This window comes from Cytobacillus horneckiae (assembly GCF_002835735.1).
Classification (GTDB): Bacteria; Bacillota; Bacilli; order Bacillales; family Cytobacillaceae; genus Cytobacillus; species Cytobacillus horneckiae.
Genome location: NZ_PISD01000013.1, coordinates 90,149 through 109,994, shown reverse-complemented (window position 1 = coordinate 109,994; position 19,846 = coordinate 90,149). Strand labels below are relative to the sequence as shown.

Below are 19,846 nucleotides of genomic sequence, written 5' to 3'. Positions count from 1 at the left end.
AATGAACGTGACGCATAGCCAGCTGTGAGTGGTGTAAACATTGCAAAGTGGTGCATATACTGCTGCGACTGACTCATACACTGCGACTGTGACGCATAAATCTCTTTGACTGACGCATAAACTGTGACAGTGACGCATAAATCCCTTTGACTGACTCATAAACTGTGACAGCGACGCATAAATCCCTTTGACTGACTCATAAACTGTGACAGCGACGCATAAATCTCTTCGACTGACGCAAACTTCACGACTGACACAAAAATTCTGTTATTTTTCTGTACTTCACTTGTCACATCGCCTTCCTTATCTGTTCCTCCCTTTGCTGAAACCTTCTATTCACAAGAAATATCCCAGTAAAAATAAATGCGCCTCCAATGATAATTGAGGGGTTTAATGGTTCATTTAATAATAGCCAGCCTGTTAGGACACCAAAGAATGGCGCCAAAAATAGGTACGCGCTTGTTTTTCCGGGATCACTATTTTGCAGCAGATAGTACCAAACGGCAAATTGGACAATTGAAGACATAATCGCCAGCCATAATAGAATAACAACTGATTCGGCATTAATAGTAAAAACCGGTACTTCCAATAGCAGGCTGCAGAGCAGCAAAAGAATCCCGCCGAAAAGCATCTGATAAGCTGTCAGAACCCATGTATCAAAGTGTATTCCCCACTGATTCACTAATAAAGTGGCAATTGCCCAAGAAACAGCAGATACAATGCCGTATATAATTCCAATTCTAAATTCCAGCTGTGCCCCTAATGTAATAATAACACCGGTGATTCCTAAAAAAACGCCTATCCACTGATAAAATCGGTAGCGCTTTTTCAAGAACATTGTACCGAATATGATTACGAGTAACGGATTGGTAAAAGTTAAAATTGAAGACTCACTGGCTGTGATTGTCCGCAAGCTCATGAAAATACACCCCATCACTCCAGCTGTTTGAAAGGCGCCTATCATCAGCATCTTCGCCCAATTTATTTTATTGAGCGGATGCGGTCTTTTTAAAACCCTTACTAAAATCGCCATCACGATACCTGCAATTATGAATCGCAGCGCCACAAGCAATAATGGGGAAGCATGTGCCAAGCCAAGCTTTCCAACTGCAAAAGAAGAGCCCATGAGAAAAGTAGTTAATACGGTTAATAATATAAATTTCAATGGATTCATGCATCTATCTCCTTACTGTGCTCTAAAAAAAGAGCAGCTTCACTGCGATATCTGTTATTCGCTATCTGAACCTATTATAGCTTGTTAATACTCCAGTGAGCGTCGAAATATGGATGCATAATATTATTATTAAATTTCCGCATACAAATAGACTGCCGAGCGATTCTCGACAGTCTAAAACCTTCCTGCTCTAAATATTGAGTAAATAAGGAAAAGAAACATTAATAAAGCAATCACAAAGCCTATCTCAACAGCTGGAATATTCCAGAGCATTGACGATTGTCTGCCTAGGGCTGAACCGATAATGAGGCCAACCATGATAATGCTAAAGGCAAGTAAAACAATGCTGAATGCGAGACGGTTGCTAATACGGTCAATCCTTGTTAGAAATTTTTCACTATCTGGCAGAACCAATTCCAATGGAATCTTGCCTTTTTTAATAAGTGATATAATTTGCTTCAGATTCCTTGGTGTGTCTCTGAAAATATCTACGTATTCACCTAAATGGTCAACAGCATCTTTTGCTAAATGGTCCGGTCGATACATATCCACAATCAATTTGCGGCCAAAAGGTTCAGCAATTTTCACAATACTAATTTCAGGATCGAGCTTCTCTACCAGCCCTTCCATCGTAAGAAGCGACTTCCCAACTAAAGTTAGATCTGTCGGAATATGTATGTGATGATGATTGGCCACTGAAAATAAATCATTGACTGCCTCACCAAGGGATACTTGACTTAATGGGATATCATAATACTTGTCTCTAAGTAAATCAACATCAGATTTCAGAAGTTCCATATCCACGTCATCCGGAACTACACCCATGCGAATAATTGCCTTAATGACACCTTCTGTACTTTGGCGCATCATTGCAATAATTAGTGAGGCAAAGTTTGTTTTCATCTCCGCTGTCAGCCTTCCAACCATGCCAAAGTCCATAAACACAATAACATTTCCAGGTAATGCACAAACATTTCCTGGATGCGGATCAGCATGGAATATACCTTCAACTAGTATTTGCTGAAACAGCCCTTGAACCACCCGCTCAGCTAATAACTTAGTATTATAGCCTTCCCTTTGTAATTGTTCTACTTCAAGAAGACTTTTACCTTTAACACACTCCATTGTTAATACTTTTTTAGTTGTATATTCCCAAAAGACATTAGGGATACGATAATGCGGATTATCTTTAAATTGCTTAGAGATTCTTTCAGCATTTCTGCCTTCTAATGAATAATTTAATTCATTCAATAAGGCATTTGAAAACTCTTTAACAATGGCTTCCACTTTATAATTTGCCGCCCATTCCAATTTTTGTTCGGCTATCCGGGCAATTTCTTGTAAGATTTCTAAATCAGTCTTCATTCCTTTTTCTATATGCGGCCTTTGTACTTTTACTGCTACTTCCTCGCCTGAATGAAGTACGGCATAATGTACTTGGCCAATAGAAGCAGATCCCAGCGGCTCCTCATGAAATTCGCGAAACAGGACATTTAAATCTTCCCCGAGTTCATGCTCCACAATTTTTTTTACCTCGGCAAACGGAAAGGCATTTACATGTTCCTGCAGTTTTTCCAGTTCTATAATAATATCCTGAGGAATAATATCAGGACGAGTACTGGCAATTTGGCCAACTTTTACAAAAGTAGGCCCTAATTCTTCTAAAAACAGCCTGATTCTCTCACCGGTTGTTTTGCTATGAGGTTCTGATTTGTTTTTAACCAGCATTCTTTTAGGTAAGGATAAAACTTCATGGAGTCCAAGTTCCTTTACAAGAAAACCAAAGCCATTCCTTGAAAAAGCGACAGCAATCTCACGGTAACGATGAATATGACGGAATCTATTTTTAAAAATAGGAATTCCTCCTTACGAAAACTAAATTAAAACAAGCTATTCAGGTTTGTTAAGTTGATTTTCTAATTCAACAATTCTATGCTCAAGCCTCTTGACCTCTTCCTTTGTAGCTACATTTAAGTCACTTAGCATTTTTGCCATCCTTTCATGCATCATGCTATCCATTTCGGTTTGCTTTTCCTCTCCTTTTTTTAAAGCGTCATTCATAAATTCCTTTGATTCCTGCCTTGTCATTTCACCCTTCTTTACTAAATCATCCATCATCTTTTGCGCCTGTTCTTTACTTGCAACAGCTAGGCCTAAACCGAGTGCCATTCCTTTTTTAATCGTATCCTTCATCGTAAAAAATCCTCCTTCATCTGATGTATCGTAATTTATATTGTTAGTATACCTTTTAGTTTTCATAATAAAACAACGATATTAATTCCGGATTAAAAAACCAAATTCTTTAGATCGAATTTGGCTTCTCCATAATTGAATGATGCTTGTCTGAACGAAAGGCTAAAATAAACCAAATAATATTAGCTGTTGTTCCTAATCCACAAATCACCAATACACTTGTAAAATCGCTCATTTCATTGAACCAGCCAATCACCATTACGATACCAAAAGCTGACAAAAATACTAGTGTCCCTATACTACACAAGACGACCATAACATATTTCATCCACGTTAATCCAAACATATATATTACTACTGGAATTAAATACATTATTAAAATTCCGCCGACGGAAACCCACATACCAAAGCCATTAAATTGATTCGCATTGTTTCCCATACTTGATAACGGCGTCAAGGTTGCTGTAATAATCAACGCACAGAATAATAGACACGATATCATTGCAGCAAGCACAATATTCCTTTTCATTCGATCACCCTTTAAATTCTTTTTCCAATTTACGGCTTTCAATTGGAAAAGGTTTCAAAATTCACATATATTTCATAAATGTGAAAGGATGGATGTGTACTACACTGGACTTTTATGAAAGGAGAATCCCTATGAAAGCAGGTAATAAAATCATAGGGCAAGATGAGAGAAAAATTTAATTAACAAATTTTATCATCATGAACATTGAAGGATGAGACGATAAAAGCAATGATATGAAGCAAACATACGTAATAATATCCAAATAATTTTATTATGATAGAGTGGGGGTGTTTTTCATGAAAAAGAGTATACTGATTGGAACGATTACAGCATGTTCCCTTTTTATTCTCGCACTTATCACTTCTTTAGATATATTCATTTACATTGTAGGCGGCCTTGGAATTGTTTGTTTTTTGCTTAGCGGGGTACTTGGCGGCGCACTTATTAGCGGTGACCAAATTAGGGCAAATATTCATACAGAAACAAAGGATCATCGCGATAAGAGAAATACGGGCATGTACATGCTGGCACTTTTCGGACTGCCAAACTTTATTGCTGGTATACTGCTAACGGTTCTTAAATAAAAAGGAAAAAGCACATTCTGTCAAAAAATGTGCTTTTTTTATTATTTTTTCTTAGTTTTCATTGTGAACATTACGACAAGAATAAGCGTAAACGCCGTTAATGCTAAAAATGGAATCGTCACAAAGCCGAACCAATTAATATATTGCCCGCTGCATGGAACCCCGCTTGTGCATGGTTTAATTTCCGCGAAACCAGGAACCTTCTGCACTAGATAATGATAGAAGGAAATAAGCCAGCCAATGCCGGCCATTGGGATGACGATTCGTTTCACTGATGCATCATGATAAAAAGTCCCTATGCCTAAAATAAGTACAAGGGGATACATCAATATCCGCTGATACCAGCAAAGCTCACAAGGAATAAAGCCACGAATTTCACTAAAATATAAACTGCCTAATGTGGCTACGATTGAGATTACCCATGCAATATAAAGAGAAATCTGGCTATTTTTCATTATTCTTGTTCCTCTAATGCTTGATCAATCAATCGTTTAATCTGTTCATAATCAAACGGATCTTCCAGCATTGTATCATTAATCATAATAGATGGCGTAAGCTTGACTTCATACTCATTTACTAAAGTTGTATCAACATTTACTGCCTCAATCACTTCTTTTGTTTGCATTTCTGCCAAAAGCGCTTCAGGAGCAATACTTGTTGTTTCTCCTGCTACCTCATTGATCGCATCCATTGTCAGCCATTGTGAATCATGATCATCTTCTGGCTGCTTAGCGAATAGTCCCTTATGAAAATCCCAGTATGAATCAGGTTCAAGATTTAATACCGCCTCTGCTGCCACAGACCCAAGCTTCGACTCATCTCCATGGAAAAGTACATTCATATAAGAAAATTGCACTTTACCGGTATTCACATAATCCTCAACAAGCTGTGGGTAAATATTCTCTCCCCATGCTTTACATGCAGGGCACTTAAAATCGCCGAATTCCACTACTTGCACAGGTGCAGCCTCTTCACCTAATACAGGCTGTCCTTCTATTGATGGTGACTGATCATAGACGATATCATTGTCATTGCTTTCTTCCTTATTATTGCTGCTAATTACGACGATGATGGCAATCGCTGCAAACACGATAATCGTCAATAACGTAATCAGTTTAAATGCAGATGATGAATTTTTTGATGCCATAATTTTCTCCTTTGTATGTATGCTTGTATACTCTTCATTTTAGCAGAACAATGATATTAATTGAAAAATTGGTATGAAATTAATTTGAATATATTGTGAGAAATCCAAAAGATAGAAAAACGCTGCATATGCTATAGTCTAATGCTCATAAGCATTTCAATATTGTGTTTTATCTATTTGCTTAGCCCATGCTTTAAATGGATCAAGTGCGGAATGAATTGATAAATGAATAAAAGGCAATGTTCTCTGCTCAGGCTGCTTCTCGATTTCGTTGTATATGAAATCATCGTCAAACTGAATCTTCGCAGCATCTTTTCTATCCGCAGCGTAGTAAACATTCTTTAACCTCGCCCAATATATAGCACCTAAACACATTGGACATGGCTCACAGCTTGAATAAAGTACACAGTCCTTTAATTCAAATGCATTCAGTTTTTTACAAGCCTCACGAATAGCCATCACTTCCGCATGTGCTGTTGGGTCATGATGGTCAGTCACTCGATTCACACCTTCAGCAATGATTTCTCCATCCTTCGTTATAATCGCACCAAATGGACCGCCATGAACAGACGTATTCTTCACAGCTGCATCAATTGCCTTTTGTAAAAAAAACTCATGCTTATTTACCAATTAACCTACCTCCTTGGAACTTATAAATCAGCCAGCGGTACAACTTTTCCATTCACTGCATTGACTGCATATTGGCAGTCGAGCATACCGCATAGCACATATGCATTCTGTTGATGGTTATACACGTAAATAGGCTTTAATTCTAAATGCTTGTGAATTTTTTTCAGTGCCTGTTTTTTTGAAATCATGACTTCTCCAGCTTGATCAAATGCATCATACATCTCCATCATGGAGGAAGTGTCCATATAATTTAATGGTTCAAAGCTATCTTTATCTATCATTACAAGTATCTTCCTCTTGAAAATATTGGCAGTTTGCACTTTCGACTTCACCACTGCATATATCGAGCCGTTATCCCGGTGTAATGTTTTCAATTCCCACTTTCCGCTTTCAGCAGGATATAGTTTACTTACCACTTCTTCCACGGCGCTTATACATTTTTCTTGCTCCATTTCCGTGATTGGCAAAGTATCTATGCTCGATTCCTTTGAAAAAGCCTGTTCTGCAGTATATTCTCTAGACCTCTGAAACATCTCTCTTTTTTCAAAATCACCTGTGGAGGGATGAGTCCATTCAATCAAACGTTTGATTTCCAAGCGGTTTCGGTCATCTAAAGTATATTCAATCGTGGATTTTAAATGATTACGAATATAAATTTCCTCAATAGCATAGGCAGGCGTAATCAGCTGCTCATCATAATTAGGAAAATGAATGAGCTGCAATTGTTCTCCAACTAATTCTTCTATCTCAGCTATTGAAAGAGTGAACTCTTCCTCTTTAAGCACAGCACCAGGCACTTGCTGATGGTAGACAGAGAAAAAGGTTAATCGCCTAAAATCATCATACCTCAATTCAATATATCCAGACGGTGAGACAGGCTTCCCATTTAGACATTGGCGGAAATACAGATGGCCTTCCTCTTCCTTCTCCAACTGAAAATCTTGCCCGTTCGTTAGTCCGGTTTCTGTTTCTACCCATTGAATGATGTCGTGAGTCTCATCATCTTTAAAGCACACTCCAGCTGCATATGATACACCGCCGACAAAAATAATGCTCTCATATTTTCCACTATGTATATTTAAAGAGATGGAAGCAGTTCCATCAGGATTCAAACCTTCCTCTATCTCCGCCCCGTTTGGGAACCACTCCATGCTCAATGTATAGTATGTATCATTGAAGCTTGTCACCCTTTGATCAATACTATGGGAATGGAGATAATATTCATTCAGCCCCCATTTCTCCTTTGTCAGCTGTATCAGCTTTTCTATTCTAGAATCCATTTGCTATCCCTCGCTTCTTTTTGAAACATACTTATTTATAATCACACTGATTTTTTCTTTTAAACTAGAAGAAGTCACAATTAAACTAATCGAATGCAAACCTGATTTTAATTTTAATTCATAGCCGCCATTTACCTCTTTTGAATGGCCGTAGTATCGATGATTGATATCAATTGGAACAAAATCGAATGATTTTATTTTTCTCCATGGCAAAAAACGGCTCCCACCAACAATGCCATCCTCCACGATGAAAAACATATTTAATAGTGAATAAGAATAGGAGAGCGGCAAAAATAAGAGTAAATAAAATGACCAATTAAACAAGCCCGTCACCACACCAACCACATACATACTAACGACAAATAAAAGAATCATGCCATAGCTGATTATGCTCCATTTCTGTTCTTGATAAGAGGGAAAATTCACACTCTTTTGAGGATAAATTCTAATGTCCTCCAGCTCTTCATTTTCCATAGGAAAAGTAATATTTTGCTTCATTTTCAATAATACGAGAATAAACTGATAAGTATAAAACCCTATAATAATAAAAAACAGCGAGTCTATAATTAATTTCAACGTATCTCCCCCACTTAAACTTTTGTAAGATCAAATTGACCTCCTGTCAGTTTTTTAATCACTATATTTAAAATGAATGAAGTAATGAAGAGTGTAACCACGATAAGAGCCATACCAAAGATTGTTATGACGAACTGATTACTTAAAACCGATTTTAAAAACTTCCCGCCGATATAAATACAACTGGCAGCACCTGAAATCGCTGCAATATATGAAACTGCCATTCCCAATTTTTGCTTGTTAGATAATTTTTTTAAGACTTCTTTATGTTTTGAAATAAAATAAATGATTACGACAACAAAGCTTATGATTGGGAAAATGTCATTCAAATCCATCACGCTCACTTAAATAGTATATAATTAATGTACCATATATACCCAAATACATGAAAGGAGCACTATGCAAGAGCAGTAAGTATTACAGCAGTTCCATTAAACAGACTATGAATGATGATTGCCGGAAGGATCGAGCCGGATTTTTCATACGTCCAGGCAAAGATGACTCCTGAAACAAAATTCACTGGTAAGGTATTAAAGGTAGGAATATGGACAATCGTAAAGATGATCGAACTAATTAGAATTCCTGCTGTTACACCCCACTTTACTCTAAACCATTTATAGATAAACCCTCTGTAGAATATCTCCTCGTACAGAGGTGAAATGATTGCGGCTGAGATAAAGGCTATTGTAAAGGTTAGCCAATTTAAATTAGATTGCATAGAATTTGTTTTACTATTCTCAATACCCAATTTCATCTGCTCCATCAAAAGAACTAAAAAAACACTCGCTACGATCAATATAATTAGCCAGCCAATTATACTTTTCCAGTACCGTTTAGAAAATGATCTAAAACCTACATCAGCCCATTTTAATCCATAAGGCTTTAAAGCAATACTATAGACCGAAACTGTAAACACCAGTGACATAACAAACCCAGTCGTTGTCCCAGAATATAATCGATCCTGAAAAACAAAATAAAAAAATTGATGCAATAAAAGCTCGATAATAACCGGCACTACTATAAAAGTGATAAAGAGCATTAAAATCATATCTTTATTTGTCCAGTTCATCGATTTGAAGGTATTTTTGACCATATGTAATCCCCCTATAATGGTAATGTGTTACATTAATGTTAACTAGTTACGCTGCGTCACCTACAAGCTTTTTTTAGGAGGTTTACAAATGACATACTATTCAACCGGAGAAGTTTCTAAAAAATTAAATATATCTGTTAGAACACTTCGCTATTATGATCAAATAAAATTGGTACAACCTACATATAAAAATGAAAGTGGAAAAAGGTTTTATTCTTCTGACGACATGCTTCTTTTACAAAAAATACAACTTTTAAAATCTACTTCGATGTCACTCGATCATATCGGCAAAATTGTAAAATTGACTTCTACAGAGAAAACTTTAAATGTTCACAAAAAGAAACTGGAAATTGAGCTAAATAGATTACAACAGTCACTAAATCATACAAACACACTTTTAAATATTCTTAAGCTAGAAGGAAAAATAGAATGGGAGCAGTTGCTCCCGCTATTGAATGAGGATTTACAACATGACAAGAAGCAAAAGAAAGAGGCATTAATGGAGGTTTTATTTTCAGCTGATGAACAGACAGTAATAGATACTCAGCTCCCTAAGTTGGAAAGCAATCATTCGCTAACCACACTGTGGATAAATATAATTGAACGGGTTTCATTATGCTTAGAAAATCAGACAGCCCCAGAATCTAGGGAAGGGCAGCTAATTGCCTTTGACATAATGGTTTTATCTAAGGAAATGTTTTCAGGAAATGCAGAATTGGCAAATAAATTTTGGGAAGTACGAAAGTCTCAACAAGCATCCTCTGAATTACAGCTCTATCCTATAGATCAGCCTATTCTTGAATTTGTTGAAAAGGCCATTGTTCATTATGAACAGCATGAGCATAGCAAATAAAATGACAATTCGATTCTCTCTCTGCGATTTTGTCACTGACGATTCGCGATTCAATTAGTTAACTATATTGCTGCCTCCTAATTAAATCAAAAAAATAAAAACCTAAACCACCTCTGTTGGTGGTTCAGGCTTTTAAGAAATATACGTTCCATTTTCGACTGGATCATCTGGGGCTAGAAGCACGACATCACCAGCATTTGGAACGCCGCCAACGATGAGTACCTCAGATTTAAATCCTGCAATACGCATCGGTGGAAAGTTTATTACGCCAACGACTTGGCGACCAATGAGTCCTGCCGGTGAATAACGCTTTGTGATTTGCGCAGAAGATTGCTTAATACCTACTTCCGCACCAAAATCAACCTTAAGCTTGATCGCCGGCGTGCGCGCTTCCCGAAAATGCTCTGCTTCTATAATTGTGCCAATCCGGATATCCAATTTTTTAAAATCATCAATCGTAACCATGCTACCCTATCTCCCTTCTCCAGCTGTATAAAACTAATGATATAGCAGTAATGCTCATCTTTCTTTACAACTTTTAAGGGGTTATTTATCATTAATTAAGTTTTTCTAAATTTCTGTGGCGATTGCCCAGCAACATTGACAAACCATCTCGAAAATGAGGACAAATTCTCGAACCCTAGTTCTTCACTTATACTCGTAATAGAGCTTGATGTGTTAGATAACAATTGTTTTGCCTCTCTTAAACGCAGCTCTGCAATATATTCCTTTGGGGTTTTCCCTAATTTTCTTTTAAACCAGGATGAATAGTAAACAGGATGATAGTGCTCTATTTTTGCTAAATCTTCTAATCTAATTTTTTCTTTATAATGCTTATGAATATAATCAATAGAAGGAGAATTTGATAATTCCAGCTTATGTGACACATATTTCGTTAAATCATTTAATGAAGCTGAATTTGTCCGTGTATCTCTTGACTCCTCCATTAATAAAAATCGAATAGATGACCATTGCTGGTCAAGCTTCATATACATTGATTCTGTTTCATTCGGCAAATAAACGTTAGGGATGTCGAGGATTAAAAATTCATTTCTGCCTGTAGCGCGATAATTGTGATGATGTCCTGGCGGCAAATAAAAGCAGTAATCCGGATTCAAAGCGATATGATGCCCTGCTGTATGCAAATCCAAGGTTCCTTGTAAAGGAAATAAGAATTGGCCAAAATCGTGGTGATGGGCTTGAAAATCTCGTGAATATGTCCGCTTCTCACATAAAACCTGCCTGCTATTTTGCAACTTATTCACCTCCCTATTAAGTTTGAATATTAATAATGTACCATTATGCCAACTACATCAAAAGTTGTATGGCAGGTCAGCCATTCTCTCGATTCATTTACATTCTCTAACAAATATAATTATTAATAGAAAACACTCATCGAAAAAGGGGGCAATTAAAAAATGGAATTTACTCATATCACCCTTCAAACGTCACAATTAAAACGTTTGAAGGAATTTTACACAGAGAAGCTCAAATTAGAATTACTTTCTGATTTATTGCATGAGTTTTCAGTTAAAATCGGTAGTACAAAATTAACTTTCATCGGGACTGATACAACGGATTCAAATCCATTTTATCACTTTACAATCAATATCCCGCACAATCTGCTGAGCGAGGCAAAAGGTTGGTTAACTTCTCTCGTTGCACTTCATTCCGAGGAAGGCGAGGATGAAGTTTATTTTGAAAGCTGGAATGCACACGCAATTTACTTTACTGATCCTGCCGGCAATATCGTTGAGCTCATTGCAAGACATAATTTACAAAACAGCAGTACCGACACATTTAATCAACGGCAGCTGCTTTACATTAGCGAAGTTGGCATCGTTACCGATGATGTCCCTTCCTTAGTCAAACAAATGAATGACCTTGGAATAGATAATTGGAAAGAAACTAAAGAAGGGCTTACGCCATTAGGATCAGAAACGGGATTATTTATAATCGTAAAGAAGAAGCGTCAATGGTTTTTTTCGGATAAGCTGGCAGAGTTTTATCCTATTCAAGCTGTGGTTAAAAATGCAGGAACATTTCGCTTTAACACGATTAATACCATTAGTAAAATCTAGTAAAATCACACATTCATCTCCAGGACAGGAAGCTGCAAGCAGCTTCCTTTTTATAACTTTCGCGTTAAGTCAGACCTTTTAGCACGATCGATGAAAAAATAATTTTATAGGTCTTTTATCGTTTAGTTCAAATATCCTATAGACCCATTTTGGCATATACCATATAATCCAAATGTAAATACTCGGAATTGAAAGGAAGTGAAGATAAAATGGCTCAGATGATTATCACAGGACTTATTTGCGGGGCATTGCTTGGATTTGTCATGCAAAGGGGGCGTTTTTGTCTTACTGGAGGATTCCGTGACATGTATATTGCAAAAGACAATCGCATGTTTTATGCGTTATTGATTGCTATTGCAGTTCAAAGCATTGGTGTATATCTGCTTATTCAAACTGGCGTCATTCAATTTTCAGCTGGAGCATTCCCATGGGTAGCGGTCATTATTGGTTCATTTATATTTGGAATAGGGATTGTATTTGCCGGTGGATGTGCAACAGGAACATGGTATCGTGCCGGTGAAGGATTAATTGGGAGCTGGATCGCGCTATTCGGATATATGGTAATGAGTGCAGTCATGAAATCAGGATTTCTTTTTCCAGTCAATCAATCTTTACAAGCAACCACATTGCCTAGTAATTCTATTCCTGAAACATTAGGGGTTTCCGTTTGGATTTTCATTGCGATATTAGTGGCTGTTGTCATATGGATTCTTATAAAAGAAGTAAATAAACCAAAGGTTGTCATTCCGTCGTTAAAACCAAAACGGACAGGATTATCTTATTTTCTATTTGAAAAAAGATGGCATCCATTCTTTACTGCCGTGCTTATAGGGGCAATTGCCATTCTTGCATGGCCATTAAGCCAAGCAACGGGAAGAATGGCTGGTCTTGGAATCACAACCCCATCTGCAAATATTATTCAATACTCCGTTACAGGGGATGTTTCATATATTAATTGGGGCGTTTTCTTAGTCCTGGGAATCTTCTTAGGTTCATTTATTGCAGCGAAAGCAAGCCGCGAATTCCGTTTCCGCATGCCTGACACAAAGACAGGAATTAATAGCTTTATCGGCGGAAATTTAATGGGATTTGGCGCAAGTTTAGCAGGAGGCTGTTCAATTGGAAATGGATTAGTCATGACTGCAATGATGACTTGGCAAGGGTGGATATCTTTATTATTTATTATTTTAGGTACATGGACTGCGTCTTACTTTGTCTTTGTAAGACCGCAAAAAATAAAAGCTCAATCTGTATCAACTACTGCATAGGAGGGAATTAATAATGGCAAAAACTTTAGAAACAATGGGGCAGGTTTGTCCTTTCCCATTAATAGAAGCAAAAAAAGCGATTGAAGATATTCATTCTGGAGAGGAATTAATTATTAACTTCGATTGCACACAAGCGACAGAAAGCATTCCAAGATGGGCAGCAGAAGAAGGGCACTCGATTACTAACTACGAGGCGATTGGCGATGCCGCTTGGACAATTACTGTACAAAAAAAATAATATCCAGTCATTTTGAGAGTATGTTTTCCTTAAAACATACTCTTTTTTGATTTTCAGGAATCAGTTCCTCTCTGCTCCCCCCTTACTGCCATGCGCTTTTGATAATACTAGGTCCGTCATTTCTAAGTTACTTTAATTTTACTTAACTATCCTTTAATAGGTCGAAAGTTACTGGCATGAGAAATATGTCATAATTGTGTCGAAGGGATAAATTATATTCATACATGAGGGGGATGCAGCATGAATTATAAAAACATAACAGTTGCCGGAAGCGGTGTTTTAGGTAGCCAAATCGCATACCAAACAGCATTTAATGGATTTAATGTTAGTGTTTACGATATTACTGACGATGCACTTGAGATGGCAAAAGATAGAGTTATCAAGCTAAAAGAAAACTATAAAAAAGACTTGGGTGCGACAGATGAACAAGTGGATCAAGCTTTTAACCGCATGTCATTTTACTCTGATTTAACACAAGCAACAGCGGATGCTGATTTAGTAATCGAAGCAATCCCAGAAGTGGTTAAAATAAAAATAGACTTCTATCATGAGCTAGGAAAAGTAGCACCAGAAAAAACAATTTTCGCAACAAACTCTTCTACATTATTACCGAGTCAATTTGCTGAAGCGACTGGCCGACCAGAACAGTTTCTAGCTCTTCACTTCGCAAATGAAATTTGGAAAAACAATACTGCGGAGGTAATGAAGCATCCTGGAACAAATATGGACGTATTCAATGACGTCGTTGAATTCGCCAGAGCAATTGGCATGGTGCCATTGCAATTGCATAAAGAACAGCCTGGCTATATTTTAAATTCTTTATTGGTTCCATTATTAGAAGCTGCACAACAACTGCTTGTAAAAGAAGTATCCGATCCTGACACAATTGATAAAACATGGATGATTGGTACAGGGGCACCACTAGGACCTTTCGCAATCCTCGACGTAGTCGGTATTAGAACAGCCTATAATATTTCATCAGGAAAAGCAGAAGCAACGGGTAATGAAGACTTCAAAAAACTTGCTGAGCTATTAAAAACTGAGTATATTGATAAAGGAAAACTTGGCAGAGAAACTGGAGAAGGATTTTATAAATATCCAAATCCAGCTTTCGCAAACCCGAGTTTTCTAAAAAGCTAAGACAATTTTAGCGGATTCCTTTACTGAGAATCCGCTTTTTTACCCTCAAAAAACCGAAGCAAGCCGTTCGAATGAACGTCTCTTTTCCTCAAAATCATATACATTCGTTAAGATGAGCCATTCATTGCTTTGATATTTGTCAGCAAGAATATTCAACTGTTCCTTCACTGTTTTTGGGTCACCAATGATCATTCTTCTTCGGTTTCTTAAAATGATTTTTTTATCTTCCTCCCTTAATTTCACTGTTTTAGCCTCTTCATTGCTTGGAATCCGACTATCTAGACCCTTTTCCGTTCTTAACAGCCATAAATCCTGACTCGCTGCCAATTCTTCTGCATGCTCGTCTGATTCGCCGCAAATGACAAAAACTGCCGATAATGCTTGAGGAGAATCCATCCATCCAGCGGTAAAGTTCTCCCGGTAAACCTTATGTGCATTCTGACCTCTCGTGGAGTTAATAAAATGACCAAATACATAGCCTATTCCTAAACTCGCTGCAAGCTTTGCGCTGTTTTCACCTAATCCCAACGAAAACAGCGTTGGTGCGTCTTTTGTACGCGGTGTGGCCTGCAGTCCTTTGTTTCCTTTTAAAAAGCGAATCAGCTCTTCCAGTTTTTCAGAGTATTCACCCAGTTGATTTTCCCTTCTATCAGAGAGCGCCAATCGAATCCTTTCATTTCCTCCTGGAGAACGACCTACACCCCCATCTATCCTGCCCGGGAATAGCGATTGCAGTTGAAGGAGCTGTGAAGCTACTTTATATGGGCTATACTGAGGCAGCAAAATACCTCCGCTTCCAACGTGAATAGTCGTTGTCCTGGCAGCGGCTGCAGCCATCAATATTTCAGGACTGCTGGACGTCATCCCCTTTGTCCCATGATGTTCAGCAAACCAATAGCGTTCATAGCCTAACGTCTCTGCAAATGCGACTGTTGTGAGTGTTTCTGCTATTGTCTCCTCCACACTCTTTCCCTTTGGCCTTGGAATTTGATCTAAAATACTTAAACGCATTGGACTTCCCTTCTTTTTCGTAGATTAGGGAGTAGTATATCAGGTTTGATGTGAAATTTAAAAAAAGAGACATTGGCAAAGCTATTTTTCACTAACCTCCTCTGTCTACAATCCAATAAGGTGTTTTTTAAAAAATAGTTAAATTCTGATAGCTTTCTAAATCCAAATAGAAGTATAATTTACATATATATCAAAAAAAGGAACGTTAAAATGAACAATAAAGAGCTTAACGAAATTCTAAAACTATTTTCGAGCAAAGATTTATCTATCCGTGAAGAAGCAATTAACCGTTGTTTTAAATGGGATGGAGAGATTGAATTGGAAGACAGTTTCACTTTGTTTGCAGAGGCTGCTAGAATCTTCCCGATAAGCAATGAGGATTGGGATGACCCCTCTCTAGCATTAACGAACGTAGCAGGAGTTTATATTAATGAGGAAATGGTACCGGTAATCGAAAGGCATATATATCACTATTCTTATCGCGGCATCCTTCTTTCAATGAGCTACTTGCTCATTATTAATACTGATGAATCACTCGAGGCCTATAAAAGGATTTTTAAAAAGCTTCACCTGCAATTAAATATTCTCCCAGTTTACTATGAGAACAAAATTTTAGAAAATAAAGAGAGTATGCTGACAGCTCTAAATGCTATTATTGAGAACAATGTGATTCATCACAATTGGTATTATAAGTATTATCATTATCTACTTTCACACTGTGTGTCTAACGATTATATTAAGAGTGGAGAGCAGTTCGCCGATAATGAGTTTGTTACAAGTGAACTTGATAGATTAATTGAAGAGTATATGCAATATGATGAAGTTTATACAAGAGAATATGTATATGAGGCATGGAGAAATACCTACCTCCATAAACGCATTTCTTTAAGAGGCTATTTAAGTATTAAAGCAAGTTACTGCAGTGATGCAGAATTATTGTCTTACGACTATATTTTTAATTGGAAAGACCCATATATAAAACTGACCTACCTTATTTTACTGTGGAAAAGGAAGCTGGATGCATCGCCGCAAGTGGCACTGGATATAATGCGCGGGAATGAAGCAACAGACTACGCTTATAATATTGTTAATTATTATAAAACTGAAACATTGGTAAAGGATTTGGAGTATCAAAAATATTTCGTTATTGAACATGCTGATTTCACTTTTTATCACCATGAAGATGGCATTGGCAAATTCCCTGATGAAACGGAAGTTATGGATTCGTTTATACGCAAAAATTCTACCTATGACGAGGACTTCATTTATTATATTGTCCGTTTCCGCTCCTCCTATCCGACCTTTGCAAGCAATGGCTGGATGAGAATGCTGATTGGTCCCTTTCATCCATCACAGCTACCGACACCCAATAGAATTGATGAATATGATGCTAATTTTACTGATTTTATGCCTTGGGAATCTCAGCCTATTGAAAACCATATAGAGGATTTTAAAGAGCTGCTAAAGGAAAGTTATGATACCGAGCAGGACGAAGAGGCTATTTATGGATTGTATACACCTAGATTTAATCGAAAACACATTACTACTGCTATCATATTATTTGTCCTTTCTATTCTTTCGACCGTTTTTATAAATAATGATTGGGCTGCACTTGGACTATTTACAGGACCAGTATGGCTGCTAGTAAACTTTATATATGCGAAAATACTTGAAAGAAATGTGTTTGTCCAACTGAGGGAACATAGCCTTGAATACAACCACTTCGGTGATTACACATATACAAAGTTACTCGATATTGAATCAGTTGATTTGGAAAAAATCCGACCATTGCTTAAAGACAGATTTTTATTCCTCCCATATAAAAAGTGGCATTTTGTATTTTATAACTATGATGGAAATATCGTCTATCAAATTCCGAGGAATTACATTAAGGAAGAATTCTTTTTCGCCAACTTTTCTGAATCGATAAAGTTTTACAATCACCCTCCTTCTTTAAAATGGGAAGAAGAATGAAACAATTGCAACTAAAAGTAGTTCAGAATGCTAAAAATTATTATGAGAAATCTAGTTGGATTTGGAGAGGTGACTGCTCCACTCCAGCAGGAGAAGAGAGGCAATCTAGTTACTAAAGGTTCTTTTGAGAGGGTAGTGCCCATTTTGTCTCTTTTCTCAAATTCCGGGCACTGCTTTTGAGAAGTAGTGCCCATTTTATCTTTTTGTGATATATCAGTCTAACTTAAACCTATCGCTCCCTTCAACAATGTCAACCGCAGGCATCATCGTCCATTCCTCAATTGTCATTTGCGGATGATTTTTCAAAAATTCCGTCATGATCTGAAACGCGATTCGATAGTTGGACCATTGCGGTATGCCCTCTAAAGAGCTGCCAAATTGCAATATGTAATGATCATCTCTATTAATAGAATATTGATTTTCCTCAATAAAAGACCAAACAATCTCTGTTGATTCTGGGCTTAACGGTTCGATCCAAGGTACCGAATAATCAAGGTAAAGAGCATGTGCGAATGCATCTGCTTTTCCCTCCATCATCACTTTATCTAATAAATCATAATTGCGGGAATCCGACATGCCCATAAACACTAAATGATGATATTCATGTACTGCAGTTTGCTTTAAACTCTCTGTTGTGTACTGTTCCGGATCAATGAAAAGAACCATTGCACCTTGGTCGGTCGCAAAGCCCAACACACCTTGCATATCTACACTTTCATACTCGAGCTCATATGGAATCAAATATATTTTAAAATCCTCTGCTGGAAGAAGGTTCGCTGCATCCTCCAGTCCTTCTTTTAGAGCAGCGCTAATCTCTTTATACTGCTCATCTAAACTAATAATCTTTTCCTGCAATTTATCCAATTTTGTAGGTGCTGGACAACCAGGCTGGAAAAGGCTTCATCCCTATTTCCTTTTATTGAATGCTGTTCTGAGACATAATCTAAATAGGGCCTATAAAATGGAATCATCTCAAATTCCTGTTGATCAACTGAAAACTTTTCGGGAGCATCATTTTTTAAAGCAATTTGTTTCTCTAATTCCATCTTTGATGACTGCGTACATCCAGCAAGAAAAACAATGAAAGCCAGTAAACATACTCTCATCAATCCTCTTCTCCTTTTTCCATATTTAATATATTATAACATTAATATACAGATTAATTAATATTTTCAATCCAATACTGGAGTGATGATGCATGTCTTTATACTACAAAGAATACGGTGATAAAAATGCGGCTTTCATGCTATTTTTACATGGTGGAGGGGTCAGCGGCTGGATGTGGGAGAAACAAATTCAGTTCTTCACTCATTATCATTGTGTCGTACCTGATTTACCCGCACAAGGTTTAAGTTCTAGCGAGCACACCTTTTCGATTAAAGAAAGCGCAGAAATGCTGATATCACTAATAGAGGAGAAAGCAAGTGGAAAAGAAGTCGTCGTCATCGGCTTTTCTCTTGGCGCCCAGGTGGCCGTCCAAATGTTAAGTATTAAGCCGCAATTGATTCATTACGCCATCATTAACAGTGCGTTAGTAAGGCCGCTATCCTTTACAAAAAAGCTCATCTCACCTTCTGTTAAACTATCCTTTCCCTTTATTAAAAATAAGTATTTTTCCAGGCTACAAGCTAAAACCCTTTATTTAGACAATGATTTGTTTGATAAATATTATCAAGAAAGCACTCAAATGAAATTAGAAACACTCATTCGAATATTGGAAGAGAATATGTCATTCGGAATACCGCAAGGGTTTGAAAAAGCGGAAGGTAAGATCTTAGTAACCGTAGGAGAAAAGGAAAAAGGCTTGATGATAAAGTCCGCAAAGGATCTTGTAAAAAATAATCCGAATTGTACAGGCGTTATTTTAGCGAATGTTGGACATGGCATATCACTGGCAACGCCTGATTTCTTTAATCAAATGATTGATTGCTGGATTAATGAAGGCATTTTGCCTGATGGCGAGGTCATTGAATAATTTCTTATACTATCATTGTACAGCAACTGGAAATAAGTAACACAAAATTTTTACCAAAACAGTGGGAGCATTCATCTCCCACTGTTTTGGTACATTATTT

24 protein-coding genes are annotated in these 19,846 nt (G+C 37.2%); 8 read left to right on the top strand and 16 right to left on the bottom strand.

What is annotated here, in order from left to right; translation table 11 throughout:
• Positions 1-289: 289 nt before the first annotated feature.
• The 4 genes from CWS20_RS07245 to CWS20_RS07230 form a co-directional block, all read right to left on the bottom strand.
• The gene (locus CWS20_RS07245) at positions 290-1,174 is read right to left on the bottom strand and encodes a DMT family transporter (RefSeq protein WP_066192736.1); all 885 of its coding nucleotides are present in this window, start codon (positions 1,172-1,174) and stop codon (positions 290-292) included.
• Positions 1,175-1,348: 174 nt separating this feature from the next.
• The gene (locus tag CWS20_RS07240; RefSeq protein WP_180321505.1) at positions 1,349-3,028 is read right to left on the bottom strand and encodes an ABC1 kinase family protein; all 1,680 of its coding nucleotides are present in this window, start codon (positions 3,026-3,028) and stop codon (positions 1,349-1,351) included.
• 36 nt (positions 3,029-3,064) lie between these two features.
• Positions 3,065-3,367, bottom strand: a complete 303-nt coding sequence (locus CWS20_RS07235; protein WP_066192733.1) for a phasin family protein — start codon at positions 3,365-3,367, stop codon at positions 3,065-3,067.
• 109 nt (positions 3,368-3,476) lie between these two features.
• Positions 3,477-3,896: a DUF5391 family protein gene (locus tag CWS20_RS07230; RefSeq protein ID WP_066192732.1), complete on the bottom strand. Its 420-nt coding sequence runs from the start codon at positions 3,894-3,896 to the stop codon at positions 3,477-3,479.
• A 296-nt stretch (positions 3,897-4,192) separates the two neighbouring features.
• On the opposite strand from CWS20_RS07230, the gene CWS20_RS07225 reads away from it, so the two are divergent.
• Complete coding sequence (locus tag CWS20_RS07225) at positions 4,193-4,480, top strand: DUF5316 domain-containing protein (RefSeq protein WP_066192730.1); 288 nt, start codon at positions 4,193-4,195, stop codon at positions 4,478-4,480.
• A gap of 41 nt (positions 4,481-4,521) precedes the next feature.
• Here the strand turns inward: CWS20_RS07225 and CWS20_RS07220 are convergent, their stop codons facing one another.
• The 7 genes from CWS20_RS07220 to CWS20_RS07190 all read right to left on the bottom strand — a co-directional run bounded on the left by CWS20_RS07220 (position 4,522) and on the right by CWS20_RS07190 (position 9,206).
• A complete protein-coding gene (locus tag CWS20_RS07220; protein ID WP_066192728.1) occupies positions 4,522-4,935 on the bottom strand; it encodes a disulfide oxidoreductase in 414 nt (137 codons plus the stop codon).
• Positions 4,935-5,627 (bottom strand): DsbA family protein, encoded by a 693-nt coding sequence (locus tag CWS20_RS07215; RefSeq protein ID WP_066192726.1) that lies wholly within the window; start codon positions 5,625-5,627, stop codon positions 4,935-4,937. Before CWS20_RS07215 ends, CWS20_RS07220 begins: the two co-directional genes overlap by 1 nt.
• Before the next feature lie 156 nt (positions 5,628-5,783).
• Positions 5,784-6,257, bottom strand: a complete 474-nt coding sequence (locus tag CWS20_RS07210; protein WP_066192724.1) for a nucleoside deaminase — start codon at positions 6,255-6,257, stop codon at positions 5,784-5,786.
• A 20-nt stretch (positions 6,258-6,277) separates the two neighbouring features.
• Positions 6,278-7,537 (bottom strand): hypothetical protein, encoded by a 1,260-nt coding sequence (locus CWS20_RS07205; protein ID WP_066192723.1) that lies wholly within the window; start codon positions 7,535-7,537, stop codon positions 6,278-6,280.
• A gap of 3 nt (positions 7,538-7,540) precedes the next feature.
• Positions 7,541-8,113 (bottom strand): hypothetical protein, encoded by a 573-nt coding sequence (locus CWS20_RS07200; RefSeq protein WP_066192721.1) that lies wholly within the window; start codon positions 8,111-8,113, stop codon positions 7,541-7,543.
• Positions 8,114-8,127: 14 nt separating this feature from the next.
• Positions 8,128-8,448: a hypothetical protein gene (locus CWS20_RS07195; RefSeq protein ID WP_066192720.1), complete on the bottom strand. Its 321-nt coding sequence runs from the start codon at positions 8,446-8,448 to the stop codon at positions 8,128-8,130.
• A 62-nt stretch (positions 8,449-8,510) separates the two neighbouring features.
• Positions 8,511-9,206 carry a CPBP family intramembrane glutamic endopeptidase gene (locus CWS20_RS07190; RefSeq protein WP_066192718.1) on the bottom strand — a complete coding sequence of 232 codons (696 nt, stop codon included), beginning with the start codon at positions 9,204-9,206 and terminating at the stop codon, positions 8,511-8,513.
• Between the two features lie 88 nt (positions 9,207-9,294).
• Between CWS20_RS07190 and CWS20_RS07185 the strand changes: the two genes are divergently transcribed.
• Complete coding sequence (locus CWS20_RS07185) at positions 9,295-10,059, top strand: MerR family transcriptional regulator (RefSeq protein ID WP_066192716.1); 765 nt, start codon at positions 9,295-9,297, stop codon at positions 10,057-10,059.
• 132 nt (positions 10,060-10,191) lie between these two features.
• On the opposite strand, the gene csaA is transcribed toward CWS20_RS07185, so the two are convergent.
• On the bottom strand, positions 10,192-10,524 hold the full coding sequence (gene csaA, locus CWS20_RS07180) for a chaperone CsaA (RefSeq protein ID WP_066192715.1): 333 nt from the start codon (positions 10,522-10,524) through the stop codon (positions 10,192-10,194).
• A 95-nt stretch (positions 10,525-10,619) separates the two neighbouring features.
• Complete coding sequence (locus tag CWS20_RS07175) at positions 10,620-11,315, bottom strand: AraC family transcriptional regulator (protein WP_066192713.1); 696 nt, start codon at positions 11,313-11,315, stop codon at positions 10,620-10,622.
• A gap of 162 nt (positions 11,316-11,477) precedes the next feature.
• Here CWS20_RS07175 and CWS20_RS07170 point away from each other — a divergent pair, with 162 nt between their 5' ends.
• The 4 genes from CWS20_RS07170 to CWS20_RS07155 all read left to right on the top strand — a co-directional run bounded on the left by CWS20_RS07170 (position 11,478) and on the right by CWS20_RS07155 (position 14,786).
• Positions 11,478-12,140 (top strand): VOC family protein, encoded by a 663-nt coding sequence (locus CWS20_RS07170; protein ID WP_066192711.1) that lies wholly within the window; start codon positions 11,478-11,480, stop codon positions 12,138-12,140.
• 209 nt (positions 12,141-12,349) lie between these two features.
• On the top strand, positions 12,350-13,408 hold the full coding sequence (locus CWS20_RS07165; protein WP_172941497.1) for a YeeE/YedE family protein: 1,059 nt from the start codon (positions 12,350-12,352) through the stop codon (positions 13,406-13,408).
• Between the two features lie 13 nt (positions 13,409-13,421).
• Positions 13,422-13,646: a sulfurtransferase TusA family protein gene (locus CWS20_RS07160; protein WP_066192709.1), complete on the top strand. Its 225-nt coding sequence runs from the start codon at positions 13,422-13,424 to the stop codon at positions 13,644-13,646.
• Between the two features lie 240 nt (positions 13,647-13,886).
• Complete coding sequence (locus CWS20_RS07155) at positions 13,887-14,786, top strand: 3-hydroxyacyl-CoA dehydrogenase (RefSeq protein WP_066192707.1); 900 nt, start codon at positions 13,887-13,889, stop codon at positions 14,784-14,786.
• Positions 14,787-14,831: 45 nt separating this feature from the next.
• On the opposite strand, the gene CWS20_RS07150 is transcribed toward CWS20_RS07155, so the two are convergent.
• Positions 14,832-15,797: an LLM class flavin-dependent oxidoreductase gene (locus tag CWS20_RS07150; protein ID WP_066192705.1), complete on the bottom strand. Its 966-nt coding sequence runs from the start codon at positions 15,795-15,797 to the stop codon at positions 14,832-14,834.
• A gap of 210 nt (positions 15,798-16,007) precedes the next feature.
• On the opposite strand from CWS20_RS07150, the gene CWS20_RS07145 reads away from it, so the two are divergent.
• On the top strand, positions 16,008-17,771 hold the full coding sequence (locus tag CWS20_RS07145) for a hypothetical protein (RefSeq protein ID WP_066192703.1): 1,764 nt from the start codon (positions 16,008-16,010) through the stop codon (positions 17,769-17,771).
• Between the two features lie 213 nt (positions 17,772-17,984).
• Here CWS20_RS07145 and CWS20_RS07140 read toward each other — a convergent pair whose 3' ends face one another.
• Entirely contained in the window at positions 17,985-18,635 is a 651-nt protein-coding gene (locus tag CWS20_RS07140) for a DUF2268 domain-containing putative Zn-dependent protease (protein ID WP_083957228.1), read from the bottom strand.
• Complete coding sequence (locus CWS20_RS07135; RefSeq protein ID WP_066192699.1) at positions 18,602-18,877, bottom strand: hypothetical protein; 276 nt, start codon at positions 18,875-18,877, stop codon at positions 18,602-18,604. Before CWS20_RS07135 ends, CWS20_RS07140 begins: the two co-directional genes overlap by 34 nt.
• Positions 18,878-18,969: 92 nt before the next feature.
• Between CWS20_RS07135 and CWS20_RS07130 the strand changes: the two genes are divergently transcribed.
• Complete coding sequence (locus CWS20_RS07130) at positions 18,970-19,746, top strand: alpha/beta fold hydrolase (RefSeq protein WP_066192697.1); 777 nt, start codon at positions 18,970-18,972, stop codon at positions 19,744-19,746.
• Positions 19,747-19,846: the final 100 nt, after the last annotated feature.

Bases quoted from the DNA above. Each gene is read 5' to 3' on its own strand.
- CWS20_RS07155 (WP_066192707.1), top strand. From the start codon at position 13,887: ATGAATTATAAAAACATAACAGTTGCCGGAAGCGGTGTTTTAGGTAGC.
- CWS20_RS07150 (WP_066192705.1), bottom strand. From the start codon at position 15,797: ATGCGTTTAAGTATTTTAGATCAAATTCCAAGGCCAAAGGGAAAGAGT.
- CWS20_RS07165 (WP_172941497.1), top strand. From the start codon at position 12,350: ATGGCTCAGATGATTATCACAGGACTTATTTGCGGGGCATTGCTTGGA.
- CWS20_RS07145 (WP_066192703.1), top strand. From the start codon at position 16,008: ATGAACAATAAAGAGCTTAACGAAATTCTAAAACTATTTTCGAGCAAA.
- CWS20_RS07225 (WP_066192730.1), top strand. From the start codon at position 4,193: ATGAAAAAGAGTATACTGATTGGAACGATTACAGCATGTTCCCTTTTT.
- CWS20_RS07230 (WP_066192732.1), bottom strand. From the start codon at position 3,896: ATGAAAAGGAATATTGTGCTTGCTGCAATGATATCGTGTCTATTATTC.
- CWS20_RS07170 (WP_066192711.1), top strand. From the start codon at position 11,478: ATGGAATTTACTCATATCACCCTTCAAACGTCACAATTAAAACGTTTG.
- CWS20_RS07195 (WP_066192720.1), bottom strand. From the start codon at position 8,448: ATGGATTTGAATGACATTTTCCCAATCATAAGCTTTGTTGTCGTAATC.
- CWS20_RS07130 (WP_066192697.1), top strand. From the start codon at position 18,970: ATGTCTTTATACTACAAAGAATACGGTGATAAAAATGCGGCTTTCATG.
- CWS20_RS07215 (WP_066192726.1), bottom strand. From the start codon at position 5,627: ATGGCATCAAAAAATTCATCATCTGCATTTAAACTGATTACGTTATTG.
- CWS20_RS07245 (WP_066192736.1), bottom strand. From the start codon at position 1,174: ATGAATCCATTGAAATTTATATTATTAACCGTATTAACTACTTTTCTC.
- CWS20_RS07135 (WP_066192699.1), bottom strand. From the start codon at position 18,877: ATGAGAGTATGTTTACTGGCTTTCATTGTTTTTCTTGCTGGATGTACG.
- CWS20_RS07185 (WP_066192716.1), top strand. From the start codon at position 9,295: ATGACATACTATTCAACCGGAGAAGTTTCTAAAAAATTAAATATATCT.
- CWS20_RS07160 (WP_066192709.1), top strand. From the start codon at position 13,422: ATGGCAAAAACTTTAGAAACAATGGGGCAGGTTTGTCCTTTCCCATTA.
- CWS20_RS07220 (WP_066192728.1), bottom strand. From the start codon at position 4,935: ATGAAAAATAGCCAGATTTCTCTTTATATTGCATGGGTAATCTCAATC.
- CWS20_RS07205 (WP_066192723.1), bottom strand. From the start codon at position 7,537: ATGGATTCTAGAATAGAAAAGCTGATACAGCTGACAAAGGAGAAATGG.
- CWS20_RS07235 (WP_066192733.1), bottom strand. From the start codon at position 3,367: ATGAAGGATACGATTAAAAAAGGAATGGCACTCGGTTTAGGCCTAGCT.
- csaA (WP_066192715.1), bottom strand. From the start codon at position 10,524: ATGGTTACGATTGATGATTTTAAAAAATTGGATATCCGGATTGGCACA.
- CWS20_RS07190 (WP_066192718.1), bottom strand. From the start codon at position 9,206: ATGGTCAAAAATACCTTCAAATCGATGAACTGGACAAATAAAGATATG.